Below are 19,783 nucleotides of genomic sequence, written 5' to 3'. Positions count from 1 at the left end.
AATCAAAGTCTTGCAACCCCAACCAACTCACCGCTTGTCAGTCACTGCGTTTTCAGCAGAGCCTCGAATTATATACCGCTTTTTGCAGCACAGTCAACTCGAAGAAGACTTTTTTCTCTCAGCGCCTTCAGCAACCAGATCAACCCAAAGAGCCAACCCACCGCCGAACTTGCCAACCACCAGCAGCAACCGAAGCCGCTACCAGAAGGACTGTTTCATCAGTCGAGCCCGCAAGTATACACAAAAAATGACAGCCGAACGACAAACGGCAAAATTTTGCGACGGACCGCTTCATCGTCAGCGAACCACCTCAGCTGCTCATGCTGTCCAAAGGCGTGAGCGCCTCGCCACCACGCCTTGGCTGGGCATCGACCGCCAACCCAAGCAAGCCAGCATCGCCTGATGCATACCAGCAAGCGCCCCCCCAGTGCCCACCCGGACAAGGCGCCCAGACAAAAGGCGGCCCCGGGCGCCGCCCTGTCACCAGGGACCAGCACCCAAGGCAGCCGCCGCCCTACTTCTGCTTGCCCATCAAGCGCTCCTTGAGCACGACGATCTCGCCCATGATGCCGCGTCGGAATGCCAGCACGCAGATCACAAAGATGAGCCCTGTGACCATGGTGACCGACTCGCCCAGGGTCTTGAACCAGTCGATGCCACTGAGACCCGCCAGGACGTTGCCGATCTCACCGAGCTTGTTCTCCAGCAGGACGACCACCGCCGAACCCAGCAACGGCCCCGACAAAGTGCCCAAGCCCCCCACCAGGGTCATCAAGATGACGGTGCCCGAATTGGTCCAGTGCACATCACTGAGGGTGGCAAAACCAAGCACCACGGTCTTCAAGGCCCCCGCCAGACCGGCCAATCCAGCGGACAGTACAAACGCCAGCAGCTTGAAGCGCTGAGTGTCGTAGCCCAGCGAGATGGCGCGGGGCTCGTTTTCCTTGATGCCCTTGAGCACCTGGCCGAACGGTGAATGGATGACCCGCACCACCAACAGGAAAGCCAAGGCCACGATCACCAGCGCCACGTAGTACATGACCAGGTCGTTCTGCAGATCGACCACACCGAACAGGCGGCCCCGGGGCACGCCTTGCATGCCGTCCTCGCCGCCGGTGAACGGGGCCTGCAGGCAAATGAAGAACAGCATCTGCGCCAGGGCCAGCGTGATCATCGAGAAATAGATGCCTTGGCGGCGGATGGCCAGGATGCCGAACACCCAGCCCAACAAGCAGCCCCCTGCGGTGCCAAACAGCAGCCCCAATTCAGGGGTCAGGCCCCAGACCTTGATGGCATGACCGCACAAGTAAGCGGCGCCTCCCAGAAACGCCGCGTGGCCAAACGACAGCAGACCGGTGTAACCCAGCAGCAGGTTGAAGGCCGAGGCGTACAGCGCGAAGCACATGAGCTTCATCACAAACACCGGGTAAGCGCCAAAGAACGGCGCCACCAGCAGGCCCAGCAGCAACAGGCCGTAACCCAGAAAAGACTTGTTCATGTTGTAGGGCCCCTTATTTCTCTTTGCCGAACAGGCCGGCGGGGCGAATCAAAAGAACGATGACCATGATCACGAACACCACTGTGGAAGACGCTTCGGGGTAGAACACCTTGGTGAACCCTTCGATGATGCCCAGGCCCAGGCCGGTGAGGATGGAGCCCATGATGGAGCCCATGCCGCCAATCACCACCACCGCGAACACCACGATGATGAGGTTCTGCCCCATCAGTGGCGTGACTTGGATCACCGGGGCTGCCAGCACCCCGGCAAAGGCCGCCAGTGCCACGCCGAAGCCGTAGGTCAGCGTGACCATCAGGGGCACGTTGATGCCGAAGGCTTCGACCAGGCGGGGGTTCTCGGTGCCCGCCCGCAAATAAGCACCGAGCCGGGTCTTCTCGATCACGAACCAGGTCGCGATGCAAACCACCACCGAGGCCACCACCACCCAGGCACGGTAGTTGGGCAACATCATGAAGCCCAGGTTGGTGGCGCCCACCAACTGGTCAGGCGTGTCGTAGCCCAAGCCCGACACCCCGTACACCGAGCGGAACGCCCCCTCGATGAGCAGCGTCAGCCCGAGCGTCAGCAACAGGCCGTAGAGGTGGTCAAGTTTGTAGATCCAACGCAGCAGCAAGCGTTCGATCAGCACGCCAAACGCGCCCACGATCACCGGCGCGGCGATCAGCATGACCCAGTAGCTGATGTTGAAGTACGTCATGCCCATCCAGGTCAGGATGGCGCCCATCATGAACAGGGCCCCGTGGGCGAAGTTGATGACGTTGAGCAAACCAAAGATCACCGCCAAGCCCAGGCTCAAGATGGCATAGAAAGACCCGTTGACCAGCCCCAACAGGAGCTGGCTCATCATGGCCGGTAAAGAGACTCCGAAGATTTCCATAGCGTGATTGGCGGTGAGCAGACGGTGAAGCAGGGCCGCACGGGGCGGCCCCTGCGCATCAAGGCATTACTTCCAGAGAGCGCACTTGGATTCGGCCTTGGTCGTGAAGACCTGGTCGCCCGGGAGCTTCTTGACCAGCTTGTAGTAGTCCCAGGGCTTGGTCGACTCGCCAGGCGACTTGACCTGCATCAGGTACATGTCGTGCACATAGCGGCCGTCAGCGCGCAATTGGCCGGAGGCGAAGAAGTCGTTCATCTTCATGCCGCGCCAGGTTTCCATGACCTTGTCGGCATCGGTGGTCTTGGCAGCTTGCACGGCCTTGAGGTAGTTCATCGTGGCCGAGTAGTCGGCGGCCTGGATTTCGGTCGGCATGCGCTTGGCCTTCTCAAAGAAGCGCGCGGCGAACTTGCGCGTTTCGTCGTTCAGGTCCCAGTACCAGGGCGTCGTGAACAGCAGGCCTTCAGTGTTCTTCAGGCCCAGGCTGTGGACGTCGGAGATGAAGATCAGCAGACCGGCGAGCTTCATGGTCTTGCCGATGCCGAACTCCTTGGCCGCCTTGATCGAGTTGATGGTGTCCCCACCGGCGTTGGCCAGACCCAGGATCTGGGCCTTGGAGCTTTGCGCTTGCAACAGGAAGGACGAGAAGTCCGAGGCATTGAGCGGGTGACGCACGCCGCCCACCACCTGACCGCCCTTGGCCTTGACCACCGCACTGGTGTCGGCCTCCAGCGCATGACCGAAGGCATAGTCAGCGGTCAGCATGAACCAGCTCTTGCCACCGCCATCGACCACGGCCCCGCCGGTGCCCTTGGCCAGGGCCACGGTGTCGTAGGCGTAGTGCACGGTGTAGGGGGTGCATTGCTCATTGGTCAGCGCCGAGCTGGCCGCGCCGTTGTTCACGTAGACGCGCTTCTTCTCGGAGGCGACCTTGGCAATCGCCAGGGCGGTGCCCGAGTTGGTGCCACCGAACACCATGGTCAAGCCCTGGGTGTCGATCCATTCACGCGCCTTGGAGGCGGCGATGTCGGCCTTGTTTTGGTGATCGGCCGTCAACAGCTCGATCGGCATGCCGTTGACCTTGCCGCCGAAATCGTCAATGGCCATCTGGATGGCCATGGCGCCGTTCTTGCCCTCGACGTCGGCGTACAAGCTCGACATGTCGGTGATGAAACCGATCTTGACCTTGTCTTGCGCCTGGGCCGAGGTGGCACCAAAGCCCGCCGCAGCCAACAAGGTTGCCAGCAGGGTGAGTTTGCTTGTCATGGAGGTCTCCTGTTAGAAAAATCAGAATCGAGAAGGGGGTAACACGGGGGCTCAAACGCCCAGCAACTCGTTGAGCACGGGCATCTTGGCGTCCAGTTCGGAGGCACTGAACTGCTCGACCATCTGACCGTGCTCCATCACATAGAAGCGATCGGCCAGCGGGGCGGCAAAACGAAAGTTCTGCTCCACCATCACCACGGTGTAGCCCTTCTGGCGCAAGGTGGTGATCATTCGGGCCAGGGCCTGCACGATGACAGGGGCCAGGCCTTCGGAGATTTCGTCGAGCAACAGCAAACGGGCCCCGGTGCGCAGGATGCGCGCCACCGCCAGCATCTGCTGCTCGCCACCGGACAGGCGCGTGCCCTGGCTGTGGCGCCGCTCGGCGAGGTTGGGGAACATGGCGTAGATCTCGTCCACCGACATGCCCTCGGACGTGCCCTTGAGCCGCGGTGGCAACAGCAGGTTTTCCTCGCAGGACAGGCTGGAGAAGATGCCGCGCTCTTCGGGGCAGTAGCCCACGCCCAGGTGGGCGATGCGGTGGGTGGGCAGGCCAATCGTTTCGACGCCATTGATCTTCAACGAGCCTTTTCGGCTGCCGGTCAAACCCATGATGGCGCGCATGGTGGTGGTGCGGCCGGCGCCGTTGCGCCCCAGCAGGGTCACCACCTCGCCAGGGCGGACCACCATGTCCACCCCATGCAGCACATGGGATTCGCCGTACCAGGCCTGCAGGCCGCTGATCTGCAGCGCTGGCGTCTGGGTGTTTGTGTTGGGTTTCATGGGGGTGGCCATCTCAGTGCGCCCCCTGCAGTTGCCCGTCGGTGGTGCCCATGTAGGCCTCCATCACCAAGGGGTTGCGCGACACCTCTGCGTAAGGCCCTTCGGCCAGCACCGCACCGCGTTGCAGCACGGTGATGGTGTCGGCGATGTTGGAGATCACGCTCATGTTGTGTTCGACCATCAGGATGGTGCGCCCCGCGGAGACTTTCTTGATCAGCTGGGTGACACGGTGCACGTCCTCGTGCCCCATGCCCTGGGTGGGCTCGTCGAGCAGCATCAGCTCGGGCTCCATCGCCAGCGTGGTGGCGATCTCGAGCGCACGCTTGCGGCCGTAAGGCAGGTTCACCGTGACCTCATCGGCCATGTCTTCGAGACCCACTTCGGCGAGCAGCGCGAGCGCGCGGTCGTTGAGCTGGTGTAGCGTGCGTTCGCTGCGCCAGAAGTGGTAGCTGGTGCCCAGGCTGCGCTGCAGCCCCAGGCGCACGTTCTCCAGCAAGGTCAGGTGCGGGAACACGGCCGAGATCTGGAACGAGCGGATGATGCCGCGGCGCGCAATCTGCGCCGGGCGCTCCCGGGTGATGTCGACGCCGTTGAACAGGATGGTCCCCGAACTGGGCTCGAGGAACTTGGTCAGCAGGTTGAAGCAGGTGGTCTTGCCCGCCCCGTTGGGGCCGATCAGCGCATGGATGGAACCGCGCTGCACGGACAGATTGACCTGACTGACCGCCGTGAAGCCCTTGAACTCTTTGGTGAGCTGTTGCGTTTGCAGAATGATGTCACTCATCGTCTCAGGGGCGCTCCGGCGGGTTTGATGCGGTTGGGGACAAGGAAGCCCAGCAGAGGTCGCCAGGCCAGCGATTCATTTCATGCTACGGGCGGCCACTGGCCGGGGATACTGGGGCAAATGCCTAGACCTGACGCCAACCGGACACCAGGCCCCAAGACACCGCACAAACCTTGGCTTGGGCCGGTCGCTCCACACGCGATCAGCGCCGACATGCAGCCCCACAACAACACCCCAGCGTTAGCCCGCATACGGGGAGCACGCGCTTTCCGATATGGTGGTTTGTGTCGCGCAGCCGGCCACAGAGCCGGATCGCGCAGGAGGAGCCCCATGCACCACAGACCCATGCCCCCCAGCCAACCGAGAACACGCTCACCTGGCAGCCTGCCCGCCGTTGCGCCCAAGCCGGCAGCCCTGCGGCCCTCACCCCCTTGAGAGCCGAGGCAGGCCATGGCCCAAGTCGGCCCCATGCACCAATGGAACAGCGCCCACCGGTCGCTGCCCAACGCCCCCCTGCCCTGGGCGGTGAGCCCGCTGTCGCCTGACCCGGCGCCGCCGGCCTTGCTGGCCGAGACCTTGCAGGGCCTGCAGCAGTCGCCACGCCGGGTGCCCGGGCGCTACCTGTTTGACCTGGCAGGTTGCACCCTGTTCGACCGCGCCACCGAGTCGCCCGACTGTTATCAGGCCCGCACCGAACTCAGCGTCGTGCATGCCCATGCGGGAGAGATCGCACGGCGCATGGGCCCGTGCCCGGAGCTGGTCGAATGGGGCGCCAGCACCATGCGGGTGATTCGGCGCCTGATCGAAGAAACCGATCAGCCAGTGCGCTACCTGCCGATCAACCTCTCGGCCCAGCACCTGCAGGCCCAGTCCGCCGGGCTGCAGCACGACTACCCCCGACTGGCGGTGCAGCCGCTGGTGCACGACCTGTCGGACGCACACCCGTTGCCGCCCAAGCACCCGCAAGCCGCGCGGCGCATGGGTGTGGTGGGTGCAGCGGCGCTGGCCGCCGTGGCCCCGGGGCAGCGCCTGGAGGTGCTGCGCCACCTTGCCGACGCCCTGCGCGGCGGCGCCTTGCTGGCCACGGTGGACCAGGTCCACGAGCCTGATTTGCTGAAGCGGGCTTACCAGGATGGCCATGGCTTGATGGCCAGCTTCAACCTCAATGCCTTGAAACGCTGCCAGCGCGAGTTGGGCTTGCAAGGCGATCTGCGGGGGTTCCGCCACCAGGTGCACTGGCAGGCCGCGGACGCCACCGTGCAGTTGCAACTGGTCAGCCCGACCCAACGGACCTGGGTGCTGGGCCAAGGCGAGCAACGCATCGAGCTGACGCTGCAAGCCGACGAACCCATCCACACCTGGCGCAGCCACCCCTGGAGCGCCGAGGGCCTGCAAAGCCTGGCCCGACTGGCGGGTTTTTCGCCCGGGCCGTGCTGGCAAGACCCGCAAAGCCGCATCGTCGTCTGCTGGCTGCAGGCCCCACCGGCCTGACGCCACCCTGCCCTGCCCCGGCACGCCGAGCGCCTGGCCGCCACCAGACCGCGCCCACCGGTGGGCGCAGGGCCACTCAGTGGGCGCCTGCGGCAGCTTCGCTGCCGCCCGCACTGGACGGCAGCGGGTGGGACAACCACACCAGCGGAATCAGCGCCAGAAAGACCCAGGCCGACACCATGAAGACGTCATTGGCGGCCAACATGAAAGCCTGCTGATCGACCAGGCGGTTGACCTGCGCCAGTGCCTGCTCGGGGCTCAAGCCCGCCGACGACAGGCCCTGCAAGGCCAGCATCGCCGGCCCGTGGCCGTTCTGGATGGACTCCACCAATTGCGCGTGGTGCAAGGCCGCGCGGGTTTCCCAGGCGGTGGTGGCGATCGAGGTGCCAAAGGCCCCCGCGGTGATGCGCACAAAGTTGGACAAACCCGACGCCGCCGGGATGCGTTCCGGCGAGATGCCCGACAAGGTGATGGTGACCAGCGGAATGAAGAAGAACGCCATCGCCACCCCCTGCACCACGGTCGGCACCATGATGGTGGCCAGATCGGCCTGGGTGTTGAAGCGCGAACGCATCCACAGCACCAGGGCGAACACCAGGAACGCCACTGACGCGAACTTGCGCGGGTCGAAGCGGCTCAGGTTCTTGCCCACCCAGGGCGACAAGACCAGGGCCAGCAAGCCCACCGGTGCCATGACCATGCCCGCCTGCGTGGCGGTGTAGCCCATGAACTGCTGCAGCCACAGCGGCAGCAACACCACGTTGCCAAAGAACAGTCCGTAGCCCACCGACATGGCCAGTGCGCCCGCCCAGAAGTTGCGCTGCTTGAACAAGGCCAGATCCACCACCGGGTGCTTGTCGGTCAACTCCCAGACCAGGAAGACCGCCAGCCCCACCGCGGCCACCACGGCCAGCGCCACCACCAGGTTGGACTGGAACCAGTCGTTCTCCTTGCCGATGTCCAGCGCGACCTGCATCGCGCCGACCCACAGCACCAGCAGCGCCAGGCCCACCGAGTCGATCGGCAACTGCCGGGTCGGGGTCTCACGCTGGCGGTACAGGCTCCAGGCCACGCCCGCGGCCAGCAGGCCGACGGGGATGTTGATGTAGAAGATCCAGGGCCAGGACAGGTTGTCGGTGATCCAGCCACCGAGCAAGGGCCCCATCACCGGGGCCACCAGGGTGGTCATGGACCACATGGCCATCGCCAGCCCCGCCAATGCGCGCGGGTAGCTGGACAACAGCAGCCCTTGCGACAAGGGAATCATCGGCCCGGCCACAAAGCCTTGCAGGGCCCGAAAGGCGATCAGGGTCGTCATGTTCGGGGCCAGGCCGCACAGCCAGGAGGCCAGCACAAACAACAGCACGCTCAGCACGAACAGGCGCACCTGCCCCACGCGCTGGGACAACCAGCCCGTCAAGGGCACGGCGATCGCGTTGGCCACGGCAAAGCTGGTGATCACCCAGGTGCCCTGGTTGGGGCTGACGCCCAGGTCACCCGCCATGGCCGGCAGGGACACGTTGGCGATCGAGGTGTCGAGCACATTCATGAAGGTGGCGGCCGACAATGCGATCGTGCCCCAGGTGCGGGCCGAGCCCGTCAAGGGCGGCGGCGGCACATAAGCGGCAGGCCCGGCAGCAGGTGCTTGGGACATGGTGAACCTGCTCAGTGGGTGCTGGCGACGCCCGTGCGCGCAGCGGCCAGGCGCACCGGGCGACCCGCGTGGGCCGAGATGACGCGGTTGACCAGCGCCGAGGCCTCGTCATCGGACACGGTGTAGACCTGGGTCTGCACCGCGGCACCGTCGCGTGGGGCTTCGGCCAGGCTCGGCCCGTCCTGCTGGCGGACATCGACGGTGGCTTCCATCGACAAGCCAATGCGCAGCGGGTGCGCAGCGAGTTCCTCGGGGTTCAGCAGCACCCGCACCGGCACGCGCTGCACCACCTTGATCCAGTTGCCGGTGGCATTCTGCGCGGGCAGCAGCGCAAAGGCCGCCCCCGTGCCCACGCCCAAACCGGCCACCTTGCCGCTGTACTCGACCTTCTCGCCCCACAGGTCGGCGGTCAGTTTGACGGGTTGGCCCAGGCGAATGTGGCGCAGCTGGCCTTCCTTGAAATTGGCATCCACCCACAGTTGGTTCAGCGGCACCACCGACATCAGCGGCGCACCGGCGCTGACGCGCTGGCCCAGTTGCACGGTGCGCTTGGCCACATAGCCATCGACCGGTGCCGGCAAGGCCGCGCGGCGCGAGGCCAGGAAGGCTTCGCGCAGCTTGGCGGCGGCGGCCAGCACACTGGGGTGAGCTTCGAGGGAGGCGCCCTCGGTCATCGCCTGGTTGCTGCTGAGCTGCTCCCGCGCGGCCGCCACGCCCGCTTGCGCCGACGCCAGCGCCGAGCGGGCCTGGGCCAGCTGGGTCTGCGAGTGGGCCAGTTCCTCGCGCGACACCGCGCCATTGCCGGTCAAGGCCTGGCGGCGGTTCAGGTCGTCGGTGGCGCGGTCGATCTCGATCTGGGCCTTACTGACCTCGGTCTCACGCAGCCTGACCTGGGCTTCCAGGGCGCTGTTGTTGGCGTACAGCGTGCGCACCTGGCGCACCGTCTGGGCCAGGTTGGCCTCGGCCTGGTCCAGCGCCACGCGCGCGTCGGTGGGGTCCAGCTTGACCAGCGGCTGGCCAGCCTTCACAAAGTCGGTGTCATCGGCCAGCAAGGCCGTGACCGTGCCATTGATTTGTGGCGTGATCTGGATCAGATTGCCTTGGACATAGGCGTTGTCGGTGCTTTCGTAGTGCCGGGCCACGGTCCATTCGTAGGCGGCCCAGCCGGCACCGGCCAGCACGACGACGGCGGCGATGGCCATCAGGCCTTGGCGTCGCGGGTGGGTGGACGGGCTGGCCGTGGGGTGGGCGGGCTTTGGCTCGGGGTGGTTCATGTTCAATCCTGTCGCGGAGTGCGGCGCTCGGGCCGCTCATCAAAGAGGTCTGCTGAGTCGAAGGTTCTGGCGGTGGGTGGCAGGCACGCCAGGCACGGGGTCAGGGCACTGCGGGCGGGCCATTCGGCGCCACCGCCGGTGCCGAGCGAGGCCCGGCCAAGGCCGACTGCACGGCCATCAAGCCAGACGCCACCGCCCCCTGGGGCGCCACGGCCACGGTCTGCGGGGTCCAGCCACCGCCCAGTGCGCGCCACAGCGCCACCTGGGTGTCCACCGTGCGGGCGGCCAGGTCGACGCTGGCCCGGCGCTGGGCCAGCACCTGGGTCTCGGCGCTCAGCACCTGCAGGTAGGTGCCCAGTCCCGCCTGGTAGCGCTGACGCGCAATCGCATAGGCGTCTTCGGCGGCCTGGCGGGCCGAGTGCTGCAGCGCTTGCTGGCGCCACAGGGACTCGCTCAGCAGCAACTGGTCCGACACGTCGTGCACGGCCTCCAACACCGCGCCGTTGTAAGCGGCGATGGCGCTGTCCAGATCGGCGGTCTTGGCTTTCAGGTTGGCCCGCAAGCGGCCACCTTCAAAAATCGGCAGGCTCAGTGCGGGCGACACCCCGGCCTGTTCGCTGCTGGACTTGAGCACATTGGAGAACCCAAAAGCCGACAAGCCCACATAGGCCTTCAGATTGATGTTCGGGTAGAACTGGGCGCGGGCGGTGTCGGTGTCGCGGCTGGCCGCTTCGACCCGCCAGCGGGCAGCCACCACATCGGCGCGCTGCCCCACCAGGTTGACGGGGACCTGGGCCGGGACGTCGGCGCTGATCTGCTCGGGCAACACCGGCTGGACCAGGCGCGGGGCCAGGGCCGGGTCGCCCACCAGGGCGGCCAGGGCGTTGCGGGTCAGGCCGATTTGCTCTTGCAGCGCTTCGATCTGCAAGCGCGCGTCGGGCAGGCTGCCCTGGCTCTGGCGCAGCTCCAATTGGGTGTCCAGTCCCGCTTTCAGGCGGGATTGCACCAGCCCCAGCATTTCTTCGCGCTGCTCGAGGGTGCGCTGCGCCACGGCCAGTTGCTGCCCTTGGCGGGCCCACTGGAAATAGGTGCGCAGCACCTGGCTGGCCAGCAACAGGCGGGCCGCCTGGGCGTCGGCTGCGGCGGCCTGCACCGCCCCCAGCGCCGCGTCGAGCGCCGCGCGGTTCTTGCCAAAAAAGTCCAGCTCCCAGGAGCCCGACGCCTGCAGAGTGCCCATGCTGCGCACACTGCCTGCCAGCGGTTTGGGGTACAGGCCGTTGCTGGTGTAGAGGTCGCGGCTGAGGTCAGCCACCGCCCCCACCTGGGGCAACAAGGCAGCCTCGGAGCCCCCAGCCAGGGCTTGCGCACGCTCCAGGCGCAGGCTGGCCTGCTGCAGGCTGGGGTTGCCCGCCAACGCCTGGGTCAACAGGCTGTTGAGTTGGGCGTCACCGTACTGGGTCCACCAATCCTGCCGCGCCCACGGGGGGGCCACCGACGTGGTCTGGCTGTCCAGGCCCAGCGTGGAGGCGGGACGCAGGGTGCCGCGGCTCTGGATGCCGGAGAAGTCGGCACACGCCGACAAGGCCAGGCTGGCCACCACGGCCAGGCTGCTCAAACGCCAAAAACGGGGGGCTGTTCGGGTCCCCCGCGGTGTGGATGAAGTCATGGATCAAAGGTCCTTGGCAGTACCCGCCTCGGCCTGGGAGGACAGGCCTTCGGCGTTCTTGAGAATGCGCTGGAGAAATTGGCAGAGCTGAAGCCACTCGGCTTCCGAAAAGCCAGCCAGTGCGGCGTTCTGAAGCTCACTGAGCACCTCGGGGATGACCGCCGCCGCCTGGACGCCTTCGGGGGTGAGGTTCAGGTGCACCACGCGGCGGTCGGACACCGAGCGCTCGCGACGGCACAGGCCTTTGCTTTCCAGCCGGTCCAGCAGGCGGGTCATGGCCCCCGTGTCGAGCTGGCAGGTGCGTGCCAACTCGGCCACGCCACACGAGCCGGCGTGGGTGTGCAGCTTGACCAAGGGCAGCCACTGCGCGTTGGTCAAGCCGTGGGGCTCCATGCGGCGGTCGATTTCGAGGCCCAGCAGCCGAACGATCTGACGCATGGTGTAGCCCACGCTGACCTGACCGGTGTAGCCGTCGGCCCGGTAGAAACTGGGGATCTGCGCCAGGTCCTGGGACGGGGTTTCAGAAGTCATAGGTTGAATATTAATTGCCTAGGCAATCATTGTCAAGGCTATGATTGCCATGGAAGCCTTGTAGTTGCCCTCCCCCGCCCCACCTTCAAGCCAGGGCCCTGCGGCCCCCCACCCTCAACCTGCCCTATCCTTGCTGCCATGAACCCCGCTGCTCCCACCTCGCCGGCCAAGGCCTCGCCACGCTCGCTGTCTGGCCTGAAACCGTTTTTGCAGCCCTACCGCTTTCAAATCGGTCTGGCGCTGTTGTTCCTGCTGCTGGCGGCGGGCTCCACCCTGGCGTTTCCGCTGGCCTTGCGCCAACTGATTGATGGCGGGCTGGTCCCGGCCCAGCGCGAGGCCCAGGCGATGGCGCTGGCCGACCACTTTCTGGCCCTGTTTGGGGTGGCGGCGGCGCTGGCCGTGTTCTCTGCGGCTCGCTTCTACACCGTCAGCTGGCTGGGCGAACGCATCACCAGCGACCTGCGCAATGCCGTCTACGCCCATGTGCTGAAGCAGAGCCCGGCCTTTTTCGAGACCACCCAGACCGGCGAGGTGCTGTCGCGCCTGACGGCCGACACCACCCTGGTGCAGACGGTGGTGGGCTCGTCGCTGAGCATGGGCCTGCGCAACGCGGTGATGGGGCTCGGCGCGCTGGGGGTGCTGGTCTGGACCAACCCGCTGGTGATGGGCCAGGTGCTGCTGATCCTGTTGCTGATCGTGGCACCGTCGGTGTGGTTTGGGCGGCGCGTGCGGCGCCTCTCGCGGGCCAGCCAGGACCGGGTCGCCGACGCCAGCGCCGTGGCCGCCGAGGTGATGAACGCGGTGCCCGCGGTGCAGGCCAACAATGCCACACAACGCGAAGCGGAGCGCTTCAACCAAGCCACCCAGATGGCCTTTGAAACCGCCGTGCGCCGCAGCCGCGCACGCTCGGTGCTGGTGGCTTTTGTGATCATGGCCACCAGTGCGGCGCTGCTCTGGGGCCTGTACCAGGGCACCCAGGCGGTGATGCAAGGCCGCCTGAGTGCCGGGGCGCTGGGGCAGACCGTGGTTTACGTGCTGATCCTGGCCAGCTCGGCGGCGGTGCTGGGCGAGGTCTATGGCGACCTGCTGCGGGCGGCTGGGGCCACCGAAAGGCTGATGGAGTTGCTGCACAGCCCGCCCGCCCTGGTCTCCGGTCCCCGCAACCGCGTGCCCCCCGCCCAGCAGGCGCTCGGGGCCGAGATCGACTTCGAGGGGGTGACCTTCCATTACCCGTCGCGGCCCCAGCAAGCGGCCCTCAGTGGCTTGAAGCTGCACATTGCCCCGGGCGAAACCGTGGCCCTGGTCGGCAGCAGTGGCGCGGGCAAATCGACGGTCTTCCAGTTGCTGCAGCGCCTGTACGACCTGGACCCACAACAGTCCGGCCCGCTCAAGCTCGACGGTGTCGCCCTGCCCGATTGGGACCTGGAAACCCTGCGGGCTCAGATTGGCATCGTGCCGCAAGACGCGGTGATTTTCTCCAGCAGCGCGCGTGAGAACATCCGCTACGGCTGCCCCGATGCGAGCGACGCCGACGTGGAAGCCGCCGCCCAACAGGCCTTTGCCGATGAGTTCATCCGCGCCCTGCCCCAAGGCTACGACACCTTCCTCGGGGAGCGTGGGGTGCGGCTGAGCGGCGGACAGAAGCAGCGCATCTCGATCGCCCGGGCCTTGCTGCGGCGCCCGCGCTTGCTGTTGCTCGACGAGGCCACCAGCGCGCTGGATGCGGAGAGCGAGCGAATGGTGCAAGCGGCACTCGAAGCCGCGATGCACGGCGGACGCGATCGGACCACGCTGGTGATCGCCCACCGCCTGGCCACGGTGCAAAAGTCAGACCGCATCCTGGTGTTGGAACACGGCCGTGTGGTGGAAGAAGGCCGCCACGAAGCGCTGATTGCCAAGGGCGGCGCCTACGCCCACTTTGCGCAGATGCAATTGCTGAACTGAAGGCGCCCAAGGCCCCCGCCGGCACGGGCCAGGTGCCGCTGCCCGGGATGGCCGCCCGACGCCAGTGCAGTCCGGGCGCTGGCACCACCCCAAGGCCTCAGGGGCGACGCGTCATTGCAAGGTTTCTTTGGCGGCGGCCGGCAGCGGCAAGGGCAGCACCGGCACCCCTTCTTCGAGCAAGGCCGCGGTCTGCTCGGGTGTGGCATGGCCACGGATGCCGCGCTCAGGGGCCTCGCCGTGGTGCATGCGGCGGGCCTCGTCGGCGAAATCCGACCCCACATCTTCGGTGTTGCGCACAATCTCGCGCGCCACTTGCAGCCAGGCCGCCTGCAGGCGCTGGCGCTCGGCGGGGCTGAGGTCGGCCGCGCCTGGCCCCGAGCTGCCGCCACGGCGTGCCGGCACGGGCGCGGACGCCGACGCCGGCTGCGGCGTGGCTGGCTCAGCCCGGGCCGCGCCCAGGTTGAGGCGCGGTGCCGAAGGCAGCTTGCGAATGTGGGGGTCTTGGCACAGGGGACAGGTCAGCAGGCCGCGGGCCAGCTGACTTTGAAAATCATCCTCAGAGCCAAACCACCCCTCGAAACCGTGGCCGCCCTCGCATTGGAGGTTGAACACTTTCATGGCTCAAGCGGCGGACGAGCCTGCCCCTCGGTGTTTGAGCAGGTAGCGGTAGACGAAGCCAGGGAAGGCAAAGGTCAGGAACAGCGTCGCCGTGATGGCGTAAAACTCCCAGCGCTGCGGTGCGATCTGTCCGGCCTGCTGCTCGAGCAGCCGCCCCAGGGCGCCGGCCAGGGCATAGAAAAACACCAACTCCAGGGCCCGCAACCAGATGGACTTGGGCCCCCGAAGCGGCACCACCGCCAGCAGGCGGTGGTTGATAAAAGGCAAATTGGCGGCCACGAGGGCCGCCAAGATCACCAGCCAGATGGCACCAGTCTGATTCAAGACGAGGCCTCTGAGGTGGGGCCCGGGCTCAAGAGCCCAGGGTGCGCACGATGGCGCGGGCGCACAGCGCCATCAGGCCGCCAGGCAGCAGGCCCAGCACCAGGATCAAACCAGCGTTCAGCGACAGGACCACACGCACATCAGCCGGCGCCGAGACAGTGGTGGCGGTCAGCGGCTGGTCGAAGTACATGACCTTGACGACACGCAGGTAGTAGAAGGCACCGATCAGCGACATGATCACAGCGAACACCGCCAACAGGGTGTAGCCCGTGTCGCCCGTGGTCACCAGCGCTTGCAGCACCGACAACTTGGCGTAGAAGCCCATCAACGGCGGGATACCAGCCATCGAGAACAGGCAGATCGACATCACGGCGGCGTAGAAGGGGCTGCGCTGGTTCAGGCCTGCGAGGTCGGAGATCTCTTCGCTTTCGAAGCCTTCACGGGCCAGCAGCAGGATCACGCCGAAGGTGGCCAGCGTGGTCAGCACGTAGGTCACGACGTAGAACATGGCCGAGCTGTAAGCGTTGGCCGCCGGCAGGGTGGTGCCGCCGACGACGCCCGGGATCAGGCCCAGCAGCACGAAGCCCATTTGTGAAATGGTCGAATAAGCCAGCAGGCGCTTGAGGTTGGTTTGCACCACACCGACCAGGTTACCGACCAGCAGCGAGGCCACCGACAGCACCACCAGCATTTGCTGCCAGTCGATGGCCAGCGGCAGCAGGCCCTCCACCAGCAGGCGGATCGCGATGGCAAACGCTGCAAACTTGGGCGCGCCACCGATCATCAAGGTCACGGCCGTGGGCGCGCCCTGATAGACGTCAGGCACCCACATGTGGAAAGGCACCACCCCCAGCTTGAAGGCAAGACCGGCCACGATGAAGACCAGACCGAACACCAGCACCTGGTGGTTGACTTGACCCGAACCCACCGCCTTGAAGACTTGACCGATGTCCAGAGAGCCCGTGGCGCCGTACATCATCGACAGGCCATAGAGCAGGAAACCACTGGCCAGCGCGCCCAGCACGAAGTACTTCATGGCGGCTTCGGTCGACGTCGCATGGTCACGGCGCAGTGCCACCAGCGCGTAGCTCGACAGGGTCAGCAGTTCCAGACCCAGGTAGATGATCAGGAAGTTGTTGCCCGAGATCATCACGAACATGCCCAGCAGCGCAAACAGGCTCAGTGTGAACAGCTCGCCACCGCGCAGCATGTCGCGGTCGGCCGCGTAGGGACGGCCATAGACCAGGGTCACAAACATGGCGACGGTGGCAAAGCACTTGAGCCAGTTGCCCATCGGGTCACTGACGATCAGGCCACCAAAACCGTACAGGGTCTGCTCACTGTCGGCGTACATCGCTTGCATGACGGCCACCACGCCCAGCGTCAACAACGTCAGCACGTAGGTCGCGGTGCGGCGGGTGCTGGTCACGCTGAGGTCAAACAGCGCGATCACGCAGGCCATGACCAGCAGGATGAGTTCCGGGTAAGTCGTGACCCAACTGAGTTTGTCAATCATCTCGTTTCTCTCTGATCAGTCTGGTCAGTTCAGCTTGGACGCGGCCACGTGTTGCAGCAGGTCGGCGACTGAGGTGTTCATCACATCGGTGAAGGGCTTGGGGTACAGGCCCATGTACAGGACCGCAATGGCCAGCAACGACATGATCAGGAACTCACGGGCATTGATGTCCTTGAGCTCACGCACATCATCGTTGGTCACCGGACCCAGGTAGACGCGCTTGAACATCCACAGCGTGTAAGCAGCACCGAAGATCAGCGCGGTGGCCGACAGCATGCCGAGCCAGAAGTTGGCCTTGACTGCCCCCAGGATCACCATCCACTCACCCACGAAACCCGCGGTGCCCGGCAGGCCGCAGTTGGCCATCGAGAACAGCAGTGCAAACGCAGCGAACTTGGGCATGGTGTTGACCACGCCGCCGTAGCTGGCGATCTCACGCGAGTGAACGCGGTCGTACAAGACACCGATGCTCAGGAACATGGCGCCCGACACGAAGCCGTGGGCAATCATCTGCACCAGACCACCGGACACGCCGAGGTCGTTGAAGATGAAGAAACCCAGGGTCACGAAACCCATGTGCGCCACGGACGAGTAAGCCACCAGCTTCTTCATGTCCTTCTGCACCATGGCCACCAGACCCACGTAGATCACCGCAGTCAGCGACAGGGCAATGATCAGCCAAGCCCATTCACGCGAGGCGTCGGGGGCGATGGGCATCGAGAAGCGCAGGAAACCATAAGCACCGAGCTTCAGCATGATGGCCGCCAGCACCGCCGAACCACCCGTGGGCGCTTCAACGTGCACATCAGGCAGCCAGGTGTGCACCGGCCACATCGGCACCTTCACTGCGAAAGCCGCAAAGAAAGCGAAGAACAGCAGCGTCTGGGCCGTGCTGCTCAGCGGCAGCTTGTGCCAGGTCAGGATGTCGAAGCTGCCACCCGAGGCGCTGTACAGGTAAATCAGGGCGACCAGGGTCAGCAGCGAACCCATCAGGGTGTACAGGAAGAACTTGAACGCGGCGTAGATCTTGTTCGGACCACCCCAGATCCCGATGATCAGGTACATCGGGATCAGCGTGGCTTCGAAGAACACGTAGAACAGCATGCCGTCCAGTGCGGTGAACACGCCGATCATCAAACCGCTGAGGATCAGGAAGGCGCCCATGTACTGGTTGACGCGCTCGGTGATGACTTCCCAGCCCGCGATCACGACGATCAGGGTGATGAAGGCGGTCAGCGGCACGAACCAGAACGAGATGCCGTCCAGGCCCAGGTGGTAGTGGATGTTGAAGCGCTCGATCCACGAGACGTTTTCAACAAACTGCATGGCCGAGGTGCCCAGTTGGAAGCCGTCGTACAGCGGCCAGGTCACCAGCAGGCTGACCAGGGCGCCGATGAGGGCGATCCAACGAACCGCCTTGGCGTGTTCATCCCGGCCCAGGGCCAGCAGCACGACACCAAAGACGATCGGTGTCCAGATTGCAAGACTCAACAAACCCATTTTTGTTTTTCTCCTACTTGTTGAGCCAGACGAAATACGTCATGAAGGCAAACACACCCAGAATCATCACCAAGGCGTAGTGATAGATGTAGCCGGACTGAGCCCAGCGCACCAAGCCAGCGACCCAACCCACCAGCTTCCAGGAACCATTGACCAGAGCGCCATCGATGACGGCTTGATCGCCACCCTTCCACAGACCGGTGCCCAGTGCACGGGCGCCGCGGGCGAGGATGTTCTCGTTGATCCAGTCGAGGTAGTACTTGTTTTCCAGCAAGGTGTAGATCGGCTGGCAAGCGCGCTTGATGGCCGCCGGCACCGCTGGGTTGATCATGTACATGTAGTACGACACAGCCACACCCGCGAGGGCCAGCCAGAACGGCGCGGTGCTGAAGGCATGGATCGCCATGGCCACCGGGCCGTGGAAGGCGTGGGCCAATTCCTTCATGACCGTGTGCTTCTCGGCGTCCACAAAGATCACGCCCTTGAAGAAGTCGCCGAACAGCATCGGTTCGATCGCAAAGAAGCCAATCAGCACCGAGGGGATCGACAGCAGCAGCAGCGGCAGGGTCACCACCCAGGGCGATTCGTGCGGCTCATGGTGACCGTGGTCATCGTGGTGGCCATGGTCGTCGTGACCGTGGTGCGCATCCGGGTTCTGGTCGAAACGTTCCTTGCCATGGAAGACCAGGAAGTACAGACGGAACGAATAGAACGCCGTCACAAACACACCCGCGAGCACCGCGAACTCGGCAAAGCCAGCGGCCGGGAGGTGGCTCTCATGCACTGCTTCGATGATGCTGTCCTTCGAGTAGAAACCCGAGAACAGCGGGGTACCGATCAGGGCCAGCGAGCCCAGCAGCGAGGTGATCCAGGTGATGGGCATGTACTTGCGCACGCCACCCATCCAGCGGATGTCTTGGTTGTGGTGCAGGCCCATGATCACCGAACCAGCAGCCAGGAACAGCAGCGCCTTGAAGAACGCGTGGGTCATCAGGTGGAACACAGCCACCGAGTAAGCCGAAGCGCCCAGCGCCACGGTCATGTAGCCGAGCTGCGACAGGGTCGAGTAGGCCACCACGCGCTTGATGTCGTTCTGGATGATGCCCAGGAAACCCATGAACAGGGCCGTGATGGAACCGATCACCAAGATGAAGTTCAGCGCGGTGTCGCTGAGCTCGAACAGCGGCGACATGCGGGCCACCATGAAGATGCCGGCGGTCACCATCGTGGCAGCGTGGATCAGCGCGGAGATGGGGGTCGGGCCTTCCATCGAATCCGGCAGCCAGACGTGCAGCGGGAACTGGGCCGACTTGCCCATGGCGCCAATGAACAGGCAGATGCACGCCACAGTGACCAGCATCCAGTCGGTGCCGGGGAAGGTCAGCTTGGCCAGCTCGTCCGCCTTGGCAAAGGTTTCGCCGTAGTTCAGCGTGCCGCCGTAAGCCGCCAGCAGGCCAATGCCCAGGATGAAGCCGAAGTCACCGACGCGGTTGACCAGGAAGGCCTTCATGTTGGCGAAGATGGCGGTCGGCTTGTTGAACCAGAAACCGATCAGCAGGTAGGACACCAGGCCCACGGCTTCCCAGCCGAAGAACAACTGCAGCATGTTGTTGCTCATCACGAGCATCAGCATGGAGAAGGTGAACAGCGAGATGTAGGCGAAGAAGCGGTTGTAGCCCTCGTCTTCTTCCATGTAGCCGATGGTGTAGATGTGGACCATCAGCGACACAAAGGTCACGACGCACATCATCATGGCGGTCAGGCTGTCGATCAGGAAACCGACTTCCATCTTCAGGTCACCCACCACCATCCAGGTGTAGAGGGTTTCATTGAAGCGGGCGCCCTCGAACACGACGCTGTAGAAGGTCATGGCCGACAGCACGAAGGCGACAAACACGCCCAGGATGGCCAGCGTGTGCGTGGCCCGACGGCCAATCACATTGCCGGCGAACGACGTCCCCAGGACACCGGCGAGGAACGAACCCGCCAGCGGGGCCAACGGCACCGCGAGCAGGGTGGATGCAGAAAGCGTTGCGCTCATG

Annotated in this window: 17 protein-coding genes; 3 read left to right on the top strand and 14 right to left on the bottom strand. The window is 65.0% G+C overall.

Translation table 11 applies throughout. The annotated features are described in order from the left end of the window. Positions 1 to 403, top strand: a 403-nt coding sequence (locus tag PSQ40_RS19925; RefSeq protein ID WP_273953636.1) for a hypothetical protein, incomplete at its 5' end; no start/stop codon positions are given. A 111-nt stretch (positions 404 to 514) separates the two neighbouring features. On the opposite strand, the gene PSQ40_RS19920 is transcribed toward PSQ40_RS19925, so the two are convergent. The 5 genes from PSQ40_RS19920 to PSQ40_RS19900 all read right to left on the bottom strand — a co-directional run bounded on the left by PSQ40_RS19920 (position 515) and on the right by PSQ40_RS19900 (position 5,223). Next, on the bottom strand, positions 515 to 1,498 hold the full coding sequence (locus tag PSQ40_RS19920) for a branched-chain amino acid ABC transporter permease (RefSeq protein ID WP_273953635.1): 984 nt from the start codon (positions 1,496 to 1,498) through the stop codon (positions 515 to 517). 13 nt (positions 1,499 to 1,511) lie between these two features. Further along, the gene (locus tag PSQ40_RS19915) at positions 1,512 to 2,396 is read right to left on the bottom strand and encodes a branched-chain amino acid ABC transporter permease (protein ID WP_273953634.1); all 885 of its coding nucleotides are present in this window, start codon (positions 2,394 to 2,396) and stop codon (positions 1,512 to 1,514) included. A gap of 66 nt (positions 2,397 to 2,462) precedes the next feature. Continuing rightward, positions 2,463 to 3,659: an ABC transporter substrate-binding protein gene (locus tag PSQ40_RS19910; protein ID WP_273953633.1), complete on the bottom strand. Its 1,197-nt coding sequence runs from the start codon at positions 3,657 to 3,659 to the stop codon at positions 2,463 to 2,465. Positions 3,660 to 3,710: 51 nt separating this feature from the next. Beyond that, a complete protein-coding gene (locus PSQ40_RS19905; RefSeq protein WP_273953632.1) occupies positions 3,711 to 4,439 on the bottom strand; it encodes an ABC transporter ATP-binding protein in 729 nt (242 codons plus the stop codon). A gap of 13 nt (positions 4,440 to 4,452) precedes the next feature. Continuing rightward, entirely contained in the window at positions 4,453 to 5,223 is a 771-nt protein-coding gene (locus tag PSQ40_RS19900) for an ABC transporter ATP-binding protein (RefSeq protein WP_273953631.1), read from the bottom strand. Positions 5,224 to 5,691: 468 nt separating this feature from the next. On the opposite strand from PSQ40_RS19900, the gene PSQ40_RS19895 reads away from it, so the two are divergent. Continuing rightward, positions 5,692 to 6,714, top strand: coding sequence for an L-histidine N(alpha)-methyltransferase (locus tag PSQ40_RS19895; protein WP_273953630.1), 1,023 nt, complete (start codon positions 5,692 to 5,694; stop codon positions 6,712 to 6,714). 76 nt (positions 6,715 to 6,790) lie between these two features. Here PSQ40_RS19895 and PSQ40_RS19890 read toward each other — a convergent pair whose 3' ends face one another. From PSQ40_RS19890 to PSQ40_RS19875, 4 genes are all read right to left on the bottom strand, one after another. Further along, on the bottom strand, positions 6,791 to 8,368 hold the full coding sequence (locus PSQ40_RS19890) for a DHA2 family efflux MFS transporter permease subunit (RefSeq protein WP_273953629.1): 1,578 nt from the start codon (positions 8,366 to 8,368) through the stop codon (positions 6,791 to 6,793). A gap of 11 nt (positions 8,369 to 8,379) precedes the next feature. Next, on the bottom strand, positions 8,380 to 9,642 hold the full coding sequence (locus tag PSQ40_RS19885) for an efflux RND transporter periplasmic adaptor subunit (protein ID WP_273953628.1): 1,263 nt from the start codon (positions 9,640 to 9,642) through the stop codon (positions 8,380 to 8,382). A gap of 100 nt (positions 9,643 to 9,742) precedes the next feature. After that, positions 9,743 to 11,308, bottom strand: coding sequence for an efflux transporter outer membrane subunit (locus PSQ40_RS19880; protein ID WP_273953627.1), 1,566 nt, complete (start codon positions 11,306 to 11,308; stop codon positions 9,743 to 9,745). A 3-nt stretch (positions 11,309 to 11,311) separates the two neighbouring features. Continuing rightward, entirely contained in the window at positions 11,312 to 11,839 is a 528-nt protein-coding gene (locus PSQ40_RS19875) for a MarR family winged helix-turn-helix transcriptional regulator (protein WP_273953626.1), read from the bottom strand. Positions 11,840 to 11,977: 138 nt separating this feature from the next. On the opposite strand from PSQ40_RS19875, the gene PSQ40_RS19870 reads away from it, so the two are divergent. Then, positions 11,978 to 13,783 carry an ABC transporter transmembrane domain-containing protein gene (locus PSQ40_RS19870; protein WP_273953625.1) on the top strand — a complete coding sequence of 602 codons (1,806 nt, stop codon included), beginning with the start codon at positions 11,978 to 11,980 and terminating at the stop codon, positions 13,781 to 13,783. A 111-nt stretch (positions 13,784 to 13,894) separates the two neighbouring features. Here the strand turns inward: PSQ40_RS19870 and PSQ40_RS19865 are convergent, their stop codons facing one another. From PSQ40_RS19865 to nuoL, 5 genes are read right to left on the bottom strand one after another with little or no spacing between them, the layout of a single operon-like run. After that, complete coding sequence (locus PSQ40_RS19865) at positions 13,895 to 14,401, bottom strand: DUF1178 family protein (protein ID WP_273953624.1); 507 nt, start codon at positions 14,399 to 14,401, stop codon at positions 13,895 to 13,897. Between the two features lie 3 nt (positions 14,402 to 14,404). Further along, on the bottom strand, positions 14,405 to 14,725 hold the full coding sequence (locus tag PSQ40_RS19860) for a DUF2818 family protein (protein WP_273953623.1): 321 nt from the start codon (positions 14,723 to 14,725) through the stop codon (positions 14,405 to 14,407). A gap of 28 nt (positions 14,726 to 14,753) precedes the next feature. Continuing rightward, positions 14,754 to 16,241, bottom strand: a complete 1,488-nt coding sequence (nuoN, locus tag PSQ40_RS19855; RefSeq protein ID WP_273953622.1) for an NADH-quinone oxidoreductase subunit NuoN — start codon at positions 16,239 to 16,241, stop codon at positions 14,754 to 14,756. A 24-nt stretch (positions 16,242 to 16,265) separates the two neighbouring features. Then, entirely contained in the window at positions 16,266 to 17,741 is a 1,476-nt protein-coding gene (locus PSQ40_RS19850) for an NADH-quinone oxidoreductase subunit M (RefSeq protein WP_273953620.1), read from the bottom strand. Positions 17,742 to 17,754: 13 nt separating this feature from the next. Further along, positions 17,755 to 19,782 (bottom strand): NADH-quinone oxidoreductase subunit L, encoded by a 2,028-nt coding sequence (nuoL, locus tag PSQ40_RS19845; protein ID WP_273953619.1) that lies wholly within the window; start codon positions 19,780 to 19,782, stop codon positions 17,755 to 17,757. Position 19,783: the final 1 nt, after the last annotated feature.

It is taken from the genome of Curvibacter cyanobacteriorum (assembly GCF_028649475.1).
Classification (GTDB): domain Bacteria; phylum Pseudomonadota; class Gammaproteobacteria; order Burkholderiales; family Burkholderiaceae_C; genus Curvibacter; species Curvibacter cyanobacteriorum.
Note: the sequence above shows the minus strand (reverse complement) of the source record. Positions and strands in the feature narration are given on the sequence as shown.

Coding starts and splice junctions, on each gene's coding strand:
- PSQ40_RS19920 (WP_273953635.1), bottom strand. CDS start 1,498: ATGAACAAGTCTTTTCTGGGTTACGGCCTGTTGCTGCTGGGCCTGCTG.
- PSQ40_RS19915 (WP_273953634.1), bottom strand. CDS start 2,396: ATGGAAATCTTCGGAGTCTCTTTACCGGCCATGATGAGCCAGCTCCTG.
- PSQ40_RS19910 (WP_273953633.1), bottom strand. CDS start 3,659: ATGACAAGCAAACTCACCCTGCTGGCAACCTTGTTGGCTGCGGCGGGC.
- PSQ40_RS19905 (WP_273953632.1), bottom strand. CDS start 4,439: ATGAAACCCAACACAAACACCCAGACGCCAGCGCTGCAGATCAGCGGC.
- PSQ40_RS19900 (WP_273953631.1), bottom strand. CDS start 5,223: ATGAGTGACATCATTCTGCAAACGCAACAGCTCACCAAAGAGTTCAAG.
- PSQ40_RS19895 (WP_273953630.1), top strand. CDS start 5,692: ATGCACCAATGGAACAGCGCCCACCGGTCGCTGCCCAACGCCCCCCTG.
- PSQ40_RS19890 (WP_273953629.1), bottom strand. CDS start 8,368: ATGTCCCAAGCACCTGCTGCCGGGCCTGCCGCTTATGTGCCGCCGCCG.
- PSQ40_RS19885 (WP_273953628.1), bottom strand. CDS start 9,642: ATGAACCACCCCGAGCCAAAGCCCGCCCACCCCACGGCCAGCCCGTCC.
- PSQ40_RS19880 (WP_273953627.1), bottom strand. CDS start 11,308: ATGACTTCATCCACACCGCGGGGGACCCGAACAGCCCCCCGTTTTTGG.
- PSQ40_RS19875 (WP_273953626.1), bottom strand. CDS start 11,839: ATGACTTCTGAAACCCCGTCCCAGGACCTGGCGCAGATCCCCAGTTTC.
- PSQ40_RS19870 (WP_273953625.1), top strand. CDS start 11,978: ATGAACCCCGCTGCTCCCACCTCGCCGGCCAAGGCCTCGCCACGCTCG.
- PSQ40_RS19865 (WP_273953624.1), bottom strand. CDS start 14,401: ATGAAAGTGTTCAACCTCCAATGCGAGGGCGGCCACGGTTTCGAGGGG.
- nuoN (WP_273953622.1), bottom strand. CDS start 16,241: ATGATTGACAAACTCAGTTGGGTCACGACTTACCCGGAACTCATCCTG.
- PSQ40_RS19850 (WP_273953620.1), bottom strand. CDS start 17,741: ATGGGTTTGTTGAGTCTTGCAATCTGGACACCGATCGTCTTTGGTGTC.
- nuoL (WP_273953619.1), bottom strand. CDS start 19,782: ATGAGCGCAACGCTTTCTGCATCCACCCTGCTCGCGGTGCCGTTGGCC.